This window comes from Pantoea sp. NPDC088449, from assembly GCF_044753225.1.
GTDB classification, from domain to species: Bacteria; Pseudomonadota; Gammaproteobacteria; order Enterobacterales; family Enterobacteriaceae; genus Pantoea; species Pantoea floridensis.
On record NZ_JBIVMT010000005.1, the window covers coordinates 238840 to 255950 of the forward strand.

At 54.2% G+C, this 17111-nt stretch carries 16 protein-coding genes; 12 read left to right on the plus strand and 4 right to left on the minus strand.

Features of this window, described 5'->3' with window-relative positions:
• Positions 1-21: 21 nt before the first annotated feature.
• On the plus strand, positions 22-822 hold the full coding sequence (yigL, locus tag ACIP6T_RS21080; RefSeq protein WP_097095336.1) for a sugar/pyridoxal phosphate phosphatase YigL: 801 nt from the start codon (positions 22-24) through the stop codon (positions 820-822).
• A gap of 33 nt (positions 823-855) precedes the next feature.
• Here yigL and glpT read toward each other — a convergent pair whose 3' ends face one another.
• The gene (gene glpT / locus ACIP6T_RS21085) at positions 856-2196 is read right to left on the minus strand and encodes a glycerol-3-phosphate transporter (RefSeq protein ID WP_400458736.1); all 1341 of its coding nucleotides are present in this window, start codon (positions 2194-2196) and stop codon (positions 856-858) included.
• A 339-nt stretch (positions 2197-2535) separates the two neighbouring features.
• Between glpT and ACIP6T_RS21090 the strand changes: the two genes are divergently transcribed.
• Entirely contained in the window at positions 2536-3405 is an 870-nt protein-coding gene (locus tag ACIP6T_RS21090; protein WP_400458737.1) for a carboxylate/amino acid/amine transporter, read from the plus strand.
• Between the two features lie 50 nt (positions 3406-3455).
• On the opposite strand, the gene ACIP6T_RS21095 is transcribed toward ACIP6T_RS21090, so the two are convergent.
• Entirely contained in the window at positions 3456-3935 is a 480-nt protein-coding gene (locus ACIP6T_RS21095; RefSeq protein WP_097095333.1) for a DUF1456 family protein, read from the minus strand.
• A gap of 93 nt (positions 3936-4028) precedes the next feature.
• Positions 4029-4961: an HTH-type transcriptional regulator MetR gene (gene metR / locus ACIP6T_RS21100; RefSeq protein WP_097095332.1), complete on the minus strand. Its 933-nt coding sequence runs from the start codon at positions 4959-4961 to the stop codon at positions 4029-4031.
• Positions 4962-5174: 213 nt separating this feature from the next.
• Here metR and metE point away from each other — a divergent pair, with 213 nt between their 5' ends.
• Positions 5175-7445, plus strand: coding sequence for a 5-methyltetrahydropteroyltriglutamate--homocysteine S-methyltransferase (gene metE / locus ACIP6T_RS21105; RefSeq protein ID WP_400458740.1), 2271 nt, complete (start codon positions 5175-5177; stop codon positions 7443-7445).
• A gap of 55 nt (positions 7446-7500) precedes the next feature.
• Here metE and ACIP6T_RS21110 read toward each other — a convergent pair whose 3' ends face one another.
• Entirely contained in the window at positions 7501-8337 is an 837-nt protein-coding gene (locus tag ACIP6T_RS21110; protein WP_400458742.1) for a dienelactone hydrolase family protein, read from the minus strand.
• 303 nt (positions 8338-8640) lie between these two features.
• Here ACIP6T_RS21110 and udp point away from each other — a divergent pair, with 303 nt between their 5' ends.
• The 9 genes from udp (at position 8641) to tatC (ending at position 17098) form a co-directional block, all read left to right on the plus strand.
• Positions 8641-9402: a uridine phosphorylase gene (gene udp / locus ACIP6T_RS21115; RefSeq protein ID WP_097095329.1), complete on the plus strand. Its 762-nt coding sequence runs from the start codon at positions 8641-8643 to the stop codon at positions 9400-9402.
• 99 nt (positions 9403-9501) lie between these two features.
• Positions 9502-10773, plus strand: a complete 1272-nt coding sequence (locus tag ACIP6T_RS21120) for a tetratricopeptide repeat protein (RefSeq protein ID WP_400458744.1) — start codon at positions 9502-9504, stop codon at positions 10771-10773.
• A 68-nt stretch (positions 10774-10841) separates the two neighbouring features.
• A complete protein-coding gene (gene rmuC, locus ACIP6T_RS21125; protein ID WP_097095327.1) occupies positions 10842-12353 on the plus strand; it encodes a DNA recombination protein RmuC in 1512 nt (503 codons plus the stop codon).
• A 75-nt stretch (positions 12354-12428) separates the two neighbouring features.
• The gene (ubiE, locus tag ACIP6T_RS21130; RefSeq protein ID WP_008105805.1) at positions 12429-13187 is read left to right on the plus strand and encodes a bifunctional demethylmenaquinone methyltransferase/2-methoxy-6-polyprenyl-1,4-benzoquinol methylase UbiE; all 759 of its coding nucleotides are present in this window, start codon (positions 12429-12431) and stop codon (positions 13185-13187) included.
• Positions 13188-13193: 6 nt separating this feature from the next.
• Entirely contained in the window at positions 13194-13799 is a 606-nt protein-coding gene (locus ACIP6T_RS21135; protein ID WP_097095326.1) for an SCP2 domain-containing protein, read from the plus strand.
• Positions 13796-15433: a ubiquinone biosynthesis regulatory protein kinase UbiB gene (ubiB, locus tag ACIP6T_RS21140; RefSeq protein ID WP_097095325.1), complete on the plus strand. Its 1638-nt coding sequence runs from the start codon at positions 13796-13798 to the stop codon at positions 15431-15433. The genes ACIP6T_RS21135 and ubiB overlap by 4 nt, the downstream gene beginning before the upstream one ends.
• A 110-nt stretch (positions 15434-15543) precedes the next feature.
• The gene (tatA, locus tag ACIP6T_RS21145; protein WP_009127893.1) at positions 15544-15798 is read left to right on the plus strand and encodes a Sec-independent protein translocase subunit TatA; all 255 of its coding nucleotides are present in this window, start codon (positions 15544-15546) and stop codon (positions 15796-15798) included.
• Between the two features lie 2 nt (positions 15799-15800).
• Positions 15801-16337, plus strand: coding sequence for a Sec-independent protein translocase protein TatB (tatB, locus tag ACIP6T_RS21150; RefSeq protein WP_400458748.1), 537 nt, complete (start codon positions 15801-15803; stop codon positions 16335-16337).
• 2 nt (positions 16338-16339) lie between these two features.
• Entirely contained in the window at positions 16340-17098 is a 759-nt protein-coding gene (tatC, locus tag ACIP6T_RS21155; RefSeq protein WP_097095323.1) for a Sec-independent protein translocase subunit TatC, read from the plus strand.
• The last annotated feature ends 13 nt before the right edge of the window (positions 17099-17111 follow it).

Sequence of the window (17111 nt, forward strand, 5' to 3'; positions counted from 1 at the left end):
ATATCAATACCCGAGGTTTACATGTATCACATCGTCGCATCCGACCTGGATGGCACGCTGCTCTCTCCGGAACACCGTTTAACTCCGTTCGCGCGCACCACGCTGCAGGAACTGGTGGCGCGTGACATCCACTTTGTTTTTGCCACCGGCCGTCACTATATCGATGTGGGACAAATGCGCGATAAGCTCGGCATTCCGGCTTACATGATCACCTCTAACGGCGCGCGCGTGCACAACGCTGATGGCGAACTGGTGTTTAGCCACAATCTCGACGCCGATATTGCCAGCGATTTGTACGGCCTGCAGTATCACGATGAGCATATTCTGACGCACGTCTATCGTGACGACGAATGGTTCATGAGTCGCCATCGTCCGGACGAACAGGACTACTTCCGCGAATCGGTATTCAACTATCAGGTTTATCAGCCGGGTATGCTGCCAACCGACGGGATCAGCAAAGTATTCTTTACCTGCGATGATCCTGAGCGTTTGGTTCCGATGGAACAGGCGATAGAAGCACGCTGGGGCGATCGCGTGAACGTCAGCTTCTCGCTGCCGACCTGTCTGGAAGTGATGGCGGGTGGCGTTTCCAAAGGCCACGCGCTGGAAGCCGTCTCCAAACAGTTGGGTTACTCGCTGAAAGAGTGCATCGCCTTTGGCGACGGCATGAATGATGTGGAGATGCTCAGCATGTCAGGTAAAGGCTGCATCATGCGTAATGCGCAGCAGCGCCTGAAAGACACCTTGCCAACGCTGGAAGTGATTGGCAGCAACGCGGAAGATGCGGTGCCGCACACCTTGCGTAAGCTGTTCCTCGCCTAAAAAAACGGGCCGGTGATTGCCGGCCCGCTCTGGTTATACCAACTGTTTCTTGTGCTTATGTTCGCTCATCATGGTGAGCAGCAGCAGAATCACCGCCAGCACCGATCCGCCAATCATCACGATGAAGCCGCCATCCCAGCCGAAGTAATCTACGGTGTAGCCGACAATGGCACTCGCCGCGACCGATCCGCCAAGATAGCCAAACAGCCCGGTAAAGCCCGCCGCGGTTCCCGCCGCTTTTTTCGGAGCCAGCTCCAGCGCGTGCAAGCCAATCAACATCACCGGACCGTAAATCAGGAAGCCGATCACAATCATGCACAGCATATCGATGCCTGAATTGCCGGGCGGGTTCAGCCAGTACACCACGGTGGCAATGGTCACCAGCGTCATAAAGAACACGCCGGTGGCGCCACGGTTGCCTTTAAAGACTTTGTCTGACATCCAGCCGCACAATAGCGTGCCAGGAATACCAGCATATTCATAGAAGAAGTAAGCCCACGAGGACTTATCCAGTGTGAAGTGTTTTACTTCTTTCAGGTAGGTTGGCGACCAGTCGAGAATGCCGTAGCGCAGCAGGTAAACAAACACGTTTGCCAGCGCGATATACCACAGCAGCTTATTGGGCAAAACGTACTGCATAAAAATCTGCTTTGCCGTCAGCTCCTGCTCGTGGTTCTCGTTGTAATCAGGCGGGTAATCGTTCTTCCAGGCTTCAATCGGCGGTAGACCGCAGGACTGCGGCGTGTCGCGCATGAGCGCAAAGGCGATGAAAGCGATGATAATCGCGCAAAACGCGGGCATATACAGCGCCGCTTTCCAGTCGTTGAACCACGCCATACCCAAAAGGAACAGCAGCGGTGGAATGCCGCCGCCAACGTTATGCGCACAGTTCCATATCGACACAATGCCGCCGCGCTCCTTCTGCGACCACCAGTGCACCATGGTACGTCCACACGGTGGCCAGCCCATGCCCTGGAACCAGCCGCACAGGAATAGCAGCACAAACATCACCATGATGCTTGATGTCGCCCACGGTACGAAGCCCATAAACAGCATTACCGCTGCAGCGAGGATCAATCCAGCGGGTAAAAACACGCGCGGATTCGAGCGGTCCGACACTGATCCCATAATGAATTTCGAAAAGCCGTAAGCGATAGAAATTCCCGACAGCGCAAACCCGAGATCGCCACGCGAGAAACCTTGTTCAACCAGATAAGGTATCGCCAGCGCAAAGTTCTTACGCACGAGATAGTAGGCGGCATAGCCAAAAAATATTCCCAGGAAAATTTGCCAGCGCAGACGACGATAGAGCGGATCGACACGATCATCCGCCACCTGGGGCCGATGCGATGCAGGTTTGAAGATACTCAACATGAGTGTGGCCCTCCAGGGCGCGATATCGTTATGAATTCCCAGCAGGTTGGGGCAAATGCAGCAAAGGTTATAAACGGAAAGGTGATGTTTCCATTTCGCGCAAAGGATAGTGATGGTCACGTACGGTTACTGTGATATGTGACACATTTGTTACAGTTTGATGACGATGAAGAGCGATAAAAACCAGGAAATGTTGTATTTCGCGCATTTTACTGGGGTTATAAAGCGAAGCGATAACGATTAATTGCCGATATTTTGCGCTATTGTAAACCAGATAATTCAGCCCGATCGCGACAGTTTGTTTACACTAGCGCCACTGTTTATTTTGAGATCGTCACCGTGCTGTTACTGATCGTTACCACCATTCTGTGGGCTTTTTCCTTCAGTTTAATCGGGGAATATCTGGCGGGTCAGGTGGATTCCTGGTTCTCTGTGCTGATGCGTTTAGCGCTTGCCGCTATCGTCTTTTTGCCTTTCCTGCGCTGGCGCGGCTATCGTGCTTCTACCATCCTGCTGTATATGCTGGTGGGCATGCTGCAGCTCGGCATCATGTACTTGCTGAGCTTTGAAGCTTACTTGTATCTGAGCGTGACCGAGTTCCTGCTGTTTACCGTAATGACGCCGCTGTATGTCACGCTGATCTACGATTTACTCAGTCGGCGTCCGCTGCGTATCGGCTACGCCTTCAGCGCTATGCTGGCTGTGATTGGGGCGGCGATTATTCGTTATGACAAAGTGAGCGACCATTTCTGGTTTGGCTTGCTGCTGGTGCAGGCGGCGAATATCTGCTTCGCCATTGGCATGGTCGGCTATAAGCGCCTGCAGGAAACCCGCCCAATGCCGCAGCACACCGCGTTTTCATGGTTCTATCTCGGTGCGGTGATCATCGCCGTCATTGCCTGGAGCCTGTGGGGCAATCCCAACAAACTGCCTACTACGTCGCTGCAGTGGGGCATTCTGGTATGGTTGGGCGTTGCGGCTTCAGGTTTGGGCTACTTCATGTGGAACTACGGCGCCACGCAGGTGGATGCGGGCACCTTGGGCATTATGAACAATATGCATGTGCCAGCGGGCTTACTGGTGAATCTGGCGATCTGGCAGGAAAAACCGCACTGGCCGAGCTTTCTCGCCGGTGCCGCAGTGATCTTCGCATCACTTTATGTGCATAAACGCTGGGTGTTGGGCAGGAGTTCCAAAAGCAGCGCATAGAGTCAAAATCTCAGCGCTGTGTCGTAGGGTCGCCATTTTTGGCGACCCATTTACGCCTTCTTAACTGGCCCCGGGCGATGAATCATCGTCAAACCTTTCAGGAAATTACGCAGAATCTGGTCGCCGCACTCGCGAAAATTCTTATGATCCGGGTTACGGAAAATGGCCCCCACCTCAGCCTGCGAAATCTTGAAGTTCGCTTTCAGCAGCACATCCGGAATATCGGTGGTTTTCAGCGCAAAGGCGATACGCAACTTCTTCATGAAAATATTATTGTTCATGCGGCGCTCAATCGACGGTGCGGGCGCATCTTCACTCTTACCGCGACGATAAAAAATCAGACCGTTGAGGAAGTAACCCATCAACACATCGGGCAGCTTGCGAAACGCGGCATCGTCATCCTTCTTCATCCACGCCTGCACATCTTCCAGCGGCACTTCACTTCCCGCTAAGGCAAAAATCTCCACCACTTTGCTATCGCTCAAATCCAGCATATAGCGCACGCTGCGCAGAACATCGTTACTCATCATGGTGAAACTCTCTTGGTCGCGGGTTGAGGCGGCGCATTATAGAGCAGGCGGGGCAGGGATAACAGCACAGGCGACATTCGCCGCCCCGCGTCATCAGGATGAGGTGGTTTGTAATGCGCCAGGACGCGCAGCATCGCGCACGAAAGGTAAGTGTTCACAGGCGTGCTGACGGGCAAAACGTACAAAGGCTTCCAGCACCGGCTGACGCTGCTCGCCTTCACGTACCGCAGCATACAGGCGACTCCACAGGCCCTCGCCCAGCGTTCTGGTCACCACCAATCCCTGATGCTCGAAATTCTCCACCACCCAATGTGGCAGCGCGGCAATGCCCATGCGCGCTGACACCATCTGAATCAGCAGCAATGTATTATCCACGCTCTTCAGCGCAGGACTCACGCCCGCCGGCTGCAGGAAATGCCGCCAGACATCCAAACGTTGACGCTGCACCGGATAAATCATCAGCACCTCTTCAGCCATATCTTCCGGAGAGATGTGATCAAGCTGCGCCAAAGGATGATCCGGCGCCATTACCAAACGCACTTCAAAATCAAACATCGGCGTGTAGAACAATCCGCTGCGCGGCAGAATATCTGAGGTTAATACCACATCCAGCTCACCCTGCTGCAGTGCGGGTTGCGGATCAAAGGTCACGCCGGATTTGAAATCCATCACCACCTGCGGCCAGCTTTGGCGGAAATTATTTAACGCGGGCGTCAGCCACTGAATACAGCTGTGGCACTCAATGGCGATACGCAACGTGGCCTGATGCGGCTCATGGCATGCCTGCAAGGCCTGCTGAATCTGCGGCAAAACCTGCTCGGCCAGCTGCAACAATATCTCTCCCTGCGGCGTAAAACGTAGCGGCTGGCTTTTACGTACAAACAGACGAAAGCCCAGGCGCTGTTCCAGATCGCTGAACTGGTGAGATAACGCTGATTGCGTTTGATGAAGCTGGGAGGCGGCGGCGGCTAAAGAGCCGGTATTCCGTAACGCCTGCAGCGTCCGCAGGTGTTTGAGTTCGATCATGAGATTCCTTCACATCGAGATTGAACAAATTGCGCTTGAGGAACATACAGTACCCGCAGATTATAGCGGTGTAAACATCTGGACGGCTAAACATCTCAAGTAAGCGCTGCGGCCACTTTACGTTTGTCCAGCCACACCGCTCGGCGAAGGGAATTTGCCTTCGCTGGATGAACGTAAATCGGTTGTACCTAAAGAATATCTGGAGAACATCAAATGACCATTCTGAACCATACACTCGGTTTTCCTCGCGTCGGTCTGCGTCGTGAACTGAAAAAAGCACAAGAGAGCTATTGGGCAGGAAAAAGCTCACAGGAAGAGCTGCTGGCGGTAGGTCGTGAACTGCGTGCCCGTCATTGGCAACAGCAGAAAGACGCGGGCGTGAATCTGCTGCCGGTCGGTGATTTTGCCTGGTACGATCACGTACTGACCACCAGCCTGCTGCTGGGTAACGTGCCAGCGCGTCACCAGAACAAAGATGGTTCTGTTGATTTGGATACATTGTTCCGCCTGGGGCGTGGCCGCGCACCTAGCGGCGAACCGGCGGCGGCGGCCGAAATGACCAAATGGTTCAACACCAATTATCACTACATGGTGCCAGAATTCAGCCAGGGCCAGCAGTTCAAACTGACCTGGACACAGCTGCTCAATGAAGTTGATGAAGCGCTGGCGTTAGGCCACAACGTTAAACCGGTGGTGCTCGGCCCGGTTACCTATCTGTGGCTGGGTAAAGTGAAAGGCGAGCCGTTCGATCGTCTGTCACTGCTCAAAGAGATCCTGCCCGTCTACAAACAGGTACTGGCTGAACTGAAAAAACGCGGTATCGAATGGGTGCAGATCGATGAGCCTGCGCTGGCGCTGGAACTGCCGCAAGCATGGCGCGATGCGTTCAAAGCGGCTTACGACGTGCTGCAGGGCGAATGCAAACTGCTGCTAACCACTTACTTCGACAGCATCGGTCAGAACCTCGACGTAATTAAAGCGCTGCCGGTGCAAGGTCTGCACGTTGATCTGGTACACGGTAAAGATGACATCCAGCAGTTGAACCAGCAGATCCCCGCAACTTGGCTGCTGTCCGTCGGCGTGATCAACGGCCGTAACGTTTGGCGTGCGGATCTCAGCAGCTGGTTTGAACGCCTGCAGCCGCTGGTTGGCCAGCGTCAACAGCTGTGGATCGGTTCATCTTGCTCGCTGCTGCACAGCCCCATCGATTTGAGCGTGGAAATGCGTCTCGACGACGAGGTGAAAAGCTGGTTCGCCTTTGCATTGCAGAAGTGTACGGAGCTGGCGTTGCTGAGTAAGGCGCTGAATAACAACGATGCCGCCTCTCTGGTGGCGTGGAGTGCGCCGATTCGTGCTCGAGCCAACTCAACGCGCGTGCACAATGCCGCGGTTGGTGAGCGTCTGGCAAAAATTCAGGCGAAAGATGTAGAACGCACCAGCAGCTATACCGAGCGTGCCAAAGCACAGCGCAAGCGCTTCAACTTGCCTGCATGGCCGACCACCACCATCGGTTCATTCCCACAAACCACTGAAATCCGTGGTCTGCGCCTCGATTTTAAGAAAGGTAACATTGACGGCGCTAACTATCGCACCGGCATCGCCGAACACATTAAACAGGCGATTGTTGAGCAGGAACGTTTGGGCCTTGACGTGCTGGTACACGGTGAAGCAGAACGTAACGATATGGTCGAGTACTTCGGCGAAAACCTCGACGGCTTCGTATTTACACAAAATGGTTGGGTACAGAGCTATGGTTCACGCTGTGTTAAGCCGCCGATCATCATTGGCGACGTCAGCCGCCCTAAAGCGATTACCGTTGAGTGGGCAAAATACGCGCAGTCGCTGACCGACAAACCGGTTAAAGGCATGCTGACCGGCCCGGTGACCATTCTCTGCTGGTCTTTCCCGCGTGAAGATGTGACCCGTGAAACCATCGCCAAACAGATTGCACTGGCGCTGCGTGACGAAGTGGAAGATTTGGAAAAAGCCGGTATCGGTATTATTCAGATTGATGAACCCGCGCTGCGTGAAGGCCTGCCGCTGCATCAATCCGATTGGGCAGCGTACCTGGCCTGGGCGGTCGACGCCTTCCGCCTGAATGCCGCAGTAGCGCAAGACAACACGCAGATTCACACCCACATGTGTTACTGCGAGTTCAACGACATCATGGATTCAATCGCAGCGTTGGACGCGGATGTCATCACTATCGAAACGTCACGTTCAGATATGGATCTGCTGGATACCTTTAAAGAGTTCGCCTATCCCAACGAAATCGGTCCCGGCGTCTACGACATTCACTCGCCTAACGTACCGAGCGTGGAGTGGATGGAAGAGCTGCTGCGTAAAGCGGCGCAGAGTATTCCGCAAGCGCGTCTGTGGGTGAACCCAGATTGTGGTTTGAAAACCCGAGGCTGGACGGAAACGCGCCAGGCTCTGGCTAACATGGTGAAAGCGGCGCAAAACCTGCGCGGTGAAAAAGCGTAATTGCGGTAAAAGTGGTTGTGTTAATACGTTGGGGCGCATAAGCGCCCCTTTTTTATTACGCATTCGGCGCCACGCCATGCTGCGTGAACCACGCCAGCATGCGTTGCCAGCCATCTTTAGCAGAATCCGCGTGATAGCTCGCACGGTAATCGGCGTTGAAGGCGTGACCGGCATCCGGATACACCACGATCTCCGCTTTGGCATTGGCAGCATGCAGCGCCTGACGCATCTTATCAATGCTCTCCAGCGGAATGCTCTCGTCCTGACCACCGTACAATCCTAATACCGGCGCATTCAAATCCACCGCGATATCAATAGGATGCTTTTGCTGCTTCAGCGTTTTTTCACCGTCTAAGCGGCCGTACCACGCCACTGCGGCACGCACCTGCGGATTGTGTGCAGCAAACAGCCAGCTAATGCGTCCGCCCCAGCAGAAACCGGTAATGGCCAGGCAACGGATATCGCCATCATGGCGTGCCGCCCAGTTGGCCACATGATCGAGATCGGACAGTACCTGCGTATCCGGCACCTTGCTCACCAACTCTTTGAACAAGGTGGGAATGTCGTTGTAATCGTTAGGATCGCCTTCGCGGAAATAGAGCTCAGGGGCAATCGCCAGATAGCCTTCCAGCGCCAAACGGCGGCAGATATCGCGGATATGCTCATGCACCCCGAAAATCTCCTGCACCACTAAAACGACCGGCAGCGTGCCCTGATACGCTTTTGGCCGAGCATAATAGGCGGGCAGATTTTCGCCCTGGCTTGGGACTGAGGTTTCACCCGCATGAATCGCGTCGCTGGCGGTAATAATGGTGCTGCTTGCGGTGGGCTGAACTGCCGGCGCAAAGCCGCCGGGCGCCGTTTTTTGTGTCATATTGTCTTCGGTTTTCATTATTCTCTCCGTGCTAGCCATTGCGCAATCACGTAACTATAGCCTGGCTGAGGTAAGCCAGGCTGACGTAGGGTGCCGAGGAATTTTTCATGCATACTTCTTCTCTATTAACATTGCGCTAAGAACTTACACAGCACCGCTTGTAGCAATTCAGAATTGCACAGCGTTAATGTGTGACGATAATCACATAATATTTTTCTGATAATGTAAGTTTCATTGTTGATGGTGAAATGAATCACATAATTATGCTGCCTGCTCACGTAGAGTGGCGCGCACATCCCCCCTATCTAGCAGGAGTCTGTTATGGCCCAGTCTGACGTTTTCCACCTTGGTATTACCAAAGCTTCCCTCAAAGGCGCCACCCTTGCCATCGTTCCCGGCGATCCAGAGCGCGTGAAGAAAATTGCCGCGCTGATGGACAATCCGCAGCATCTGGCTTCACACCGGGAGTTCACCACCTATCTGGCGGAAGTGGATGGAAAACCTGTGGTGGTGTGTTCAACCGGTATCGGCGGGCCATCCACGTCGATTGCGGTAGAAGAGCTGGCGCAGCTTGGCGTGCGTACTTTCCTGCGCGTTGGCACCACCGGCGCGATTCAGCCACATATTAATGTTGGCGATGTATTGGTCACCACCGCCTCGGTTCGCCTTGACGGTGCCAGCCTGCACTTTGCGCCGATGGAGTTCCCGGCCGTGGCCGATTTTGCCTGCACCACCGCGCTGGTCGCTGCGGCGGAAGAGTGTGGCGCGAAAACACACATTGGCATCACCGCCTCTTCAGACACCTTCTACCCTGGCCAGGAACGCTACGACACCTTCTCGGGCCGCGTCGTGAATCGCTTCCAGGGCTCGATGAATGAGTGGCAGCAAATGGGCGTTCTTAACTATGAGATGGAATCCGCTACACTGTTAACCATGTGCGCCAGTCAGGGGCTGCGTGCCGGCATGGTGGCTGGCGTCATCGTGAACCGTACGCAGAAAGAGATTCCGGATGCGGCGACCATGAAGCAGACCGAAAGTGATGCGGTGAAAATTGTTGTTGAAGCCGCGCGTCGTTTAATTTAGTGCGCCATTCAAGGGATGAATTCGAGACCAGGACCATAGGGAGCTCAATAATTGCCTGATTAGAATGCGCGCTATTTCAGTCTTACTGAGAAATTACTTATGCGCAAAATGGTTTCTGTCTCACGCCCTCATTCCCTTAATAATCCCGCTGCTGCGCAATCACGCGTTGAAGGTGCAGCAGCACGATTTCGCGCAGCCATGACGGCTGCGAACTATCCCCTTGCGCGTCAGTGTTGTGAAGAAGTGCTGCGCGTTTTGCCTCAGCATATGCAGGTGCTTAGCGACTACGCGCTAACACTGATGCGTGTGGGCGAATATAAAAAAGCTTATAAGATTTACCAGAAGGTCTATCAGGCCCCGCCAGCGCAGCGTGCACAAGCCTCGGAAACCTGGCTGGATGGCTTGACGGAAGTTTGCGGCTGGCTGGAAAAGCACGATGAAGTGGCGCGTTATGGCCTGGAGTCGCTGCAGAAATCCGATGCGACCTTCAGCAAGGGCCAGAAAGCCGCGTTACCTTCCGCCGCGCCGCCGCCGTTTCATCGCAGTAACCCCGCGGAGAATATCATCGCCTTCAGCCTGTTCGGCGATCAGCCACGCTACTGTGAAACGCTGATCAAAAACATCGAAGTGGCGCGCGAGCTTTATCCTGACTGGATCTGCCGCATTTATCTCGACGACAGCGTACCGCAGCATGTCTGGCAACGTCTGCAGCAGCCAAATAGCCAGCTGGTGGATATGTCGCAGGAAAAAACGCTCTTCCCTACGCTGTGGCGTTTTCTGGTGATGGACGATCCCAGCGTTAAACGCTTTATCGTGCGTGATGCCGATTCACTGCTGTCAGAGCGCGAAGTCGCGGCGGTGGAAGCCTGGCTGAATTCACCGTACTGGTTCCACCACATGCGTGACTACTTTACTCACACCGAACTGCTGCTCGCGGGCATGTGGGGCGGCTGTCACGGCGTGTTCCACAATGTTGAACAGCAGATGCGTGATTTTATCGCCCAGTATCAAGGCAGCGAACGCTTTACCGATCAGTACTTCCTTAAAGTGGCGCTGTGGCCAACGGTGCGCGACAGTTTGCTCAGTCACGATGATATTTTTCATTTCCATCAGGCACAGCCTTGGCCGTCGCATCAACCGATTCGCTGGCAAGCCAACAGTTTCCATGTCGGCAGTAACGCGGGCTTCTCCAGCATGGCGGGTGTCGTGGATAATGCGGAAAACGGTTGGCAGCGGGTTGAGATCACTTATGACGGAAAAAGCTGGACCTATCCGGCTAAAATACAGAACGAAACCGAATGGGTGCTGCCCATGCCATTCTTCCTGATTGATGCGTGGAAAGCGGGCAAGCTGACCGTCAAAACGCGGTAAATATTGTCTGGACATTCATACAGTACACCTCTACCTTTTCCCTCAGCGAGACGATCCGCGGGGGAATTATGGATCAACAACTTATCATTAGCGGCGCGCTGGCACTGGCCGGCCTGGGCATTGGCTGGATCATTGCCCAGCTGCGCGCCGGTCATCAACACGCCAGCTTCACCACCGAGCGTCGCCTGTTGGAAGAGGCGCAGCAGCGTCAACAGCAGCAGCTCGAACACCTGCAGCAGCAGATCCAGCAGCGCGAACAAGAGCTGCGTCAACTGCATGGCGCGCTTAGCGGTGCGCAAGAGCGCTTACAGCAGCTTGATTACTGGCGCGGCGAAAGTGAGCAGCTCAGTCGTGAATTGCGTAATCAGCTTGAAGTGAATAGTGCCCAGGAAGCTGAACTGCGCGAAGTCACCATTCGGCTTGAAGAGACGCGTTACGGCGCCGAGGAGAAACAGCGGCTGCTGACCAATAGCGAGCAGCGCCTTAGCGCGCAGTTTGAAAACCTGGCGAATCGCATTTTCGAAAACAGTGGACGACGTGTCGATGAACAAAACCGTCAAAGCCTGAATAGCCTGATTGCTCCGCTGCGCGAACAGTTGGACGGTTTCCGCAGACAGGTGAATGACAGCTTTGGCCTGGAAGCGCGCGAACGTCATACGCTGACGCACGAAATCCGTCAGTTGCAGCAGCTGAACGCACAGATGGCGCAGGAAGCGGTCAACCTCACCAAAGCGCTGAAAGGCGATAATAAAATCCAGGGCAACTGGGGCGAAGTGGTGCTCAGCCGCGTGCTGGAAGCCTCTGGACTGCGTGAAGGCCATGAATACCAAACGCAGGTGAGCGTGCAGCTGGAACAGCAGGGCAGGATGCAGCCGGATGTTATCGTCCGACTGCCGCAGGGCAAAGATGTGGTAATTGACGCCAAAATGACGTTGGTGGCCTATGAGCGCTATTTCAATGCTGACGATGAAGCCACGCGTGAGCAGGCGATTCAGGAGCACGTCAATGCCATGCGCGGCCATATTCGGCTGCTCGGCCGAAAAGATTACCAACAATTGCCCGGTTTACGCTCTCTGGATTATGTGTTGATGTTTATCCCGGTGGAGCCCGCGTTTCTGCTGGCCATCGATCGCCAGCCAGAGCTGATCAGCGAAGCGTTACAGCAGAATATTATGCTGGTGAGTCCAACGACGCTGCTGGTGGCGCTGCGTACCATTAACAATCTCTGGCGTTACGAGCATCAAAGCCGCAACGCGCAGCGTATCGCCGATCGGGCAACGCGGCTGTATGACAAGATGCGGCTGTTCGTCGATGACATGAGCGGCATTGGGCATAATCTGGATAAAGCGCAGCAAAGTTATCATCAGGCGATGAAAAAGCTGTCAGAAGGGCGCGGCAACCTGATTGCGCAAAGTGAAGCCTTCCGCTCGCTGGGTGTCGAGATCAAGCGGCCCATCAATCCACAGCTGGTGGAACAGGCGCAGCCGGAAGAGGCGGATGAAGATTGGGCTGACGATCCCGCGGTTGATGAAAACGCCACGGATCCAACAACGGATTCGCTGCGCCGCATCAACGAATAGCACGGTGGTCGCGTGCTCGTGTAGCGCGACTCTGATACACTTCGGCAAGAATTGTTTGTGGAACAGGTAAAACCGATGGCAGATGAATCACAGCAGGAAACTACCCATTTTGGCTTCCAGACCGTCGCTAAAAGCGAAAAGGCCGATAAAGTCGCGGACGTGTTTCACTCCGTCGCGGCAAAATATGACCTGATGAACGATTTGATGTCGTTTGGCATCCATCGTGTCTGGAAGCGTTTTACCATTGATAGCAGCGGCGTGCGCCGCGGTCAGCGTGTGTTAGACCTGGCGGGTGGTACCGGCGATCTGACGGCAAAATTCTCGCGTCTGGTCGGCGAAACGGGCCAGGTTGTCCTGGCTGACATCAACAGCTCCATGCTGAAGATGGGGCGCGAAAAGCTACGTAATCTCGGCGTCTCGGGCAACGTCAGCTATGTGCAGGCTAACGCCGAAGCGCTGCCTTTCCCGGATAACTATTTCGATTGCATCACTATTTCGTTCGGTTTGCGTAACGTCACCGAAAAAGAGAAAGCGCTGGCGTCGATGTTCCGCGTGCTGAAGCCGGGCGGACGCCTGCTGGTGCTGGAATTCTCCAAGCCGCTACTGGAGCCGCTGAGCAAAGCTTACGACACCTATTCATTCCATATTCTGCCGCGTATTGGTCAGCTGGTGGCACAAGATGCCGAGAGCTATCGTTATCTGGCGGAGTCAATACGTATGCATCCCGATCAGGAAACCCTGAAAGCGATGATGAACGATGCGGGGTTTGAAAATACCACCTACTTCAATATGACTGGCGGTATTGTCGCGCTGCATCGCGGATTTAAATTCTAATCCATCATGACTTTAACTCCTCTTATTACCGGCGGTCTTGAGACCGCCCTGAACCGTGTTCTCTACCGCGATCGCAGCCTTAAAGCCGCGCGTCAGCGTCTGGCAGGTAAAGTGTTGCTGCTGCGCCTGCAAGAGCTCGATTTTCCCTTAGTGCTGGTGTTTAGCGAATCACAGCTTGATGTGTTGAGTGATTGGCAGGACAGCGGCGATTGCGCGGTGAGCCTGCGTCTCAGCACCTTGCCGAAACTGCGCGACCGTCAGCAACTCACCGGTTTAATCCGTAGCGGTGAATTGGACGTGGAAGGTGATTTGCAGGTGGTGCAGCAGTTCTCTGCGCTGATGGATCTCGCCGAGCTTGACCCGGCAGAATATCTTGCGCCGTGGATGGGTGATATTGCCGCGCAGGGCATTAGCCAGGCCGCACGCCAGGCGTTGAAATTTGTGCAGCAGCAGGTGACCCGCCGTCAGGATTATCTTGGCCAGGCGCTAACCGAAGAGTGGCGCGTCGCGCCGGGTGCACTGGAGTTGGCATGGTTCTGCGAGGAAGTGGAAGCGATGGAACGTTCGCTCAATGCGTTTGAAACGCGTTTGGCACAGCTGGAGGCGAAATGACGCTGGGAGAAATTCGGCGCTTATACTTCATCATCAAGATCTTTCTTACTTACGGCCTTGATGAACTGATTCCCCGCATGCGCTTCACGCTGCTTTTACGCTTGTGGCGGCGCTGCATTTTCTGGATCCCTAATCAACACAAAGACGCTTCCGCTGGCGTGCGTATCCGTTTAGCGATGGAGCAGCTTGGTCCGGTGTGGATCAAATTTGGTCAGATGCTTTCCACGCGGCGCGATCTGTTCCCACCGGCGATTGCCGATGAGCTGGCAGTGTTGCAAGACCGTGTGGCGCCTTTTGATGGCGTTAAAGCGAAGCAGCAGATTGAAAAGTCGATTGGCGGACCGGTAGAAACCTGGTTTGACGATTTCGACATCAAACCGCTGGCGTCCGCCTCCATCGCGCAGGTACATACGGCAACGTTGAAATCCAATGGTCGTGACGTGGTGATCAAAGTGATTCGTCCCGATATCCTGCCGGTGATCCGAGCGGATATGCGCTTGATTTATCGTCTGGCGCGATGGGTGCCGCGTTTACTGCCAGATGGGCGTCGTTTACGCCCGGTAGAAGTGGTGCGCGACTATGAAAAAACCTTGATTGATGAGCTGAATTTACTACGTGAGGCGGCGAACGCCATCCAACTGCGGCGTAACTTCGATCAAAGCCGCATGCTGTATGTACCGGAAGTGTTTTCCGATTACTGCAGCGAATCGATGATGGTGATGGAGCGCATTTACGGTATTCCCATCTCAGATATCGCTACGCTGGAGCAGCACGGCGTCAATATGAAGCTGCTGGCGGAGCGCGGCGTGCAGGTGTTCTTCACCCAGGTATTCCGCGACAGTTTCTTCCATGCCGACATGCATCCTGGCAATATTTTCGTCAGCTATGACCACCCGGAAGATCCGCAGTACATCGGCATTGACTGTGGCATCGTTGGCTCGCTAAACAAGGAAGATAAGCGCTATCTGGCAGAGAATTTCATTGCCTTCTTTAATCGCGATTATCGCAAAGTGGCTGAGCTACACGTTGATTCCGGCTGGGTGCCGCCCGATACCAATGTGGAAGACTTCGAATTCGCCATTCGTACCGTATGTGAACCGATTTTCGAAAAGCCGCTGGCCGAGATCTCCTTCGGGCATGTGCTGCTAAACCTGTTTAATACGGCGCGTCGCTTTAATATGGAAGTGCAGCCGCAGCTGGTGCTACTGCAGAAAACGCTGCTTTATGTCGAAGGGATTGGCCGCCAGCTCTATCCTCAGCTCGATCTGTGGAAAACGGCCAAGCCGTTCCTCGAGGATTGGATCAAAGACCAGATTGGGATTCCGGCGATCCTGCGGGCGGTGAAAGAGAAGGCGCCGTACTGGGCGGAAAAATTGCCGGAACTTCCGGAACTTTTTTACGACAGCATGCGCCAGCACAAATTATTGAAGCACAGTGTCGATAAACTCGTCACCGATTTAAATGCACAGCGAACGCGCAATCATCAGGCGCGCTACCTCTTCGGTGTAGGCGCTACACTGTTATTAAGTGGCACCGCCGTGCTGTTAAGTCGACCGGACTGGGATTTCTTTCCCGCGCTATTAATGGCCGCAGGCATCGTCACTTGGCTTATCGGCTGGCGTAAGACAAACTGATTGTCTGCCTGGTGCAAATCGCGTAATGTCGCAAGCTTAAGCCCGAAATCATACGGGCTTTCTGTGCGTTACAATCAACAGTTTTTCACAGAATATTAGAGGCATATCTCATGGGCGGTATCAGTATTTGGCAATTGTTAATCATTGCCGTCATTGTTGTACTTCTGTTCGGTACCAATAAACTTCGCAACCTGGGTTCGGATTTGGGATCTTCCATTCGCGGCTTCAAAAAAGCCATGGGTGACGAAGACGATAAAAAGGATCAACCGAAAGAGCAGGACGCTGACTTCAACGCCAAAACTCTGGCAGACAAACAGCAAACCTCGGCGACTAAAGACGACGCCCGGAACGACAAGCAGGTATAACTGTGTTCGACATTGGTTTTAGTGAACTGGTATTGGTGTTCGTTATCGGGCTAATTGTGCTTGGCCCGCAGCGCTTACCGGTTGCGGTGAAAACTGTCGTTGGCTGGATCAGAGCCATTCGCTCGCTGGCGGCGAATGTACAAAATGAACTGGCGCAGGAGCTGAAACTGCAGGAGCTGCAGGACAGCCTGAAAAAGGTAGAAGAGGCGGGCCGCGGCACGCTGTCGCCGGAGCTGAAAGAGTCGATGGAAGAACTGCGGAAAACCGCTGACTCCATGAAGCGCTCCGTGCAGCAGAGCATCGATCTCGAAAAAGAGGAAGATGAAGCGAACACCATTCATCAGACCCGGCCAGCAACAGAGGCTGCCCAGCCAGTGACTTCACCGCCTGTCACGCCCGCTGCAGCGGAGCATCAAACCAGTGCACCTGCGCAGGCCCCGCAGCAGCCAAATGACGTATCCCCTGTAGCGGAAACTCACTCCGTCGCCAGTGCCCCACAAAGCACCGCGAAGACTTCTCTCGTAAAAGATGAACCATAAACATGGCCGTTGAAGATACCCAACCGCTCATTAGCCATCTGATTGAGCTGCGCAAGCGTTTGTTGAACTGCATCATCGCTGTTTTAGTCATCTTTCTGTGTCTGGTCTACTTTGCGAATGATATTTACCATCTGGTAGCGTCACCGCTGATTAGCCAGATGCCTGCCGGGGCGAGCATGATCGCCACCGATGTTGCATCGCCGTTCTTTACCCCGATCAAGCTCACGATCATTGTCTCGGTATTTTTGGCCGTGCCGGTGATTCTGTATCAGGTATGGGCGTTTGTGGCGCCAGCGCTGTATCGTCACGAGCGTAAACTGGTGATGCCGCTGCTGTTCTCCAGTACGCTGCTGTTCTATGTCGGCGTGGCGTTCGCTTACTTCATCGTGTTCCCGCTGGCGTTTGGCTTCTTTGCCAAAACCGCGCCGCAGGGCGTGACTATCGCGACGGATATTACTAACTACCTCGACTTCGTTATGACGATCTTCATGGCGTTTGGCGTGGCGTTTGAGGTGCCGATTGCGATTGTGCTGCTATGCTGGACGGGCATCACCTCGCCGGAAGATCTGAAAAAGAAACGTCCTTACATTTTGGTTGGCGCGTTCGTTGTTGGGATGTTGCTCACACCGCCAGACGTTTTCTCCCAAACTTTGCTCGCTATTCCGATGTACTGCCTGTTTGAAGTCGGCGTATTCTTCTCCCGTTACTATGTGGGGAAAGGGCGTCACGCTTCGGATGAGGAACACAATACCGAATCCTGATGTCCTTAATGCA

Bases quoted from the DNA above. Each gene is read 5' to 3' on its own strand.
- udp (WP_097095329.1), top strand. From the start codon at position 8,641: ATGGCCCAGTCTGACGTTTTCCACCTTGGTATTACCAAAGCTTCCCTC.
- ubiE (WP_008105805.1), top strand. From the start codon at position 12,429: ATGGCAGATGAATCACAGCAGGAAACTACCCATTTTGGCTTCCAGACC.
- ACIP6T_RS21095 (WP_097095333.1), bottom strand. From the start codon at position 3,935: ATGATGAGTAACGATGTTCTGCGCAGCGTGCGCTATATGCTGGATTTG.
- metR (WP_097095332.1), bottom strand. From the start codon at position 4,961: ATGATCGAACTCAAACACCTGCGGACGCTGCAGGCGTTACGGAATACC.
- ACIP6T_RS21135 (WP_097095326.1), top strand. From the start codon at position 13,194: ATGACTTTAACTCCTCTTATTACCGGCGGTCTTGAGACCGCCCTGAAC.
- yigL (WP_097095336.1), top strand. From the start codon at position 22: ATGTATCACATCGTCGCATCCGACCTGGATGGCACGCTGCTCTCTCCG.
- rmuC (WP_097095327.1), top strand. From the start codon at position 10,842: ATGGATCAACAACTTATCATTAGCGGCGCGCTGGCACTGGCCGGCCTG.
- tatA (WP_009127893.1), top strand. From the start codon at position 15,544: ATGGGCGGTATCAGTATTTGGCAATTGTTAATCATTGCCGTCATTGTT.
- ubiB (WP_097095325.1), top strand. From the start codon at position 13,796: ATGACGCTGGGAGAAATTCGGCGCTTATACTTCATCATCAAGATCTTT.
- ACIP6T_RS21110 (WP_400458742.1), bottom strand. From the start codon at position 8,337: ATGAAAACCGAAGACAATATGACACAAAAAACGGCGCCCGGCGGCTTT.
- metE (WP_400458740.1), top strand. From the start codon at position 5,175: ATGACCATTCTGAACCATACACTCGGTTTTCCTCGCGTCGGTCTGCGT.
- ACIP6T_RS21120 (WP_400458744.1), top strand. From the start codon at position 9,502: ATGCGCAAAATGGTTTCTGTCTCACGCCCTCATTCCCTTAATAATCCC.
- glpT (WP_400458736.1), bottom strand. From the start codon at position 2,196: ATGTTGAGTATCTTCAAACCTGCATCGCATCGGCCCCAGGTGGCGGAT.
- tatC (WP_097095323.1), top strand. From the start codon at position 16,340: ATGGCCGTTGAAGATACCCAACCGCTCATTAGCCATCTGATTGAGCTG.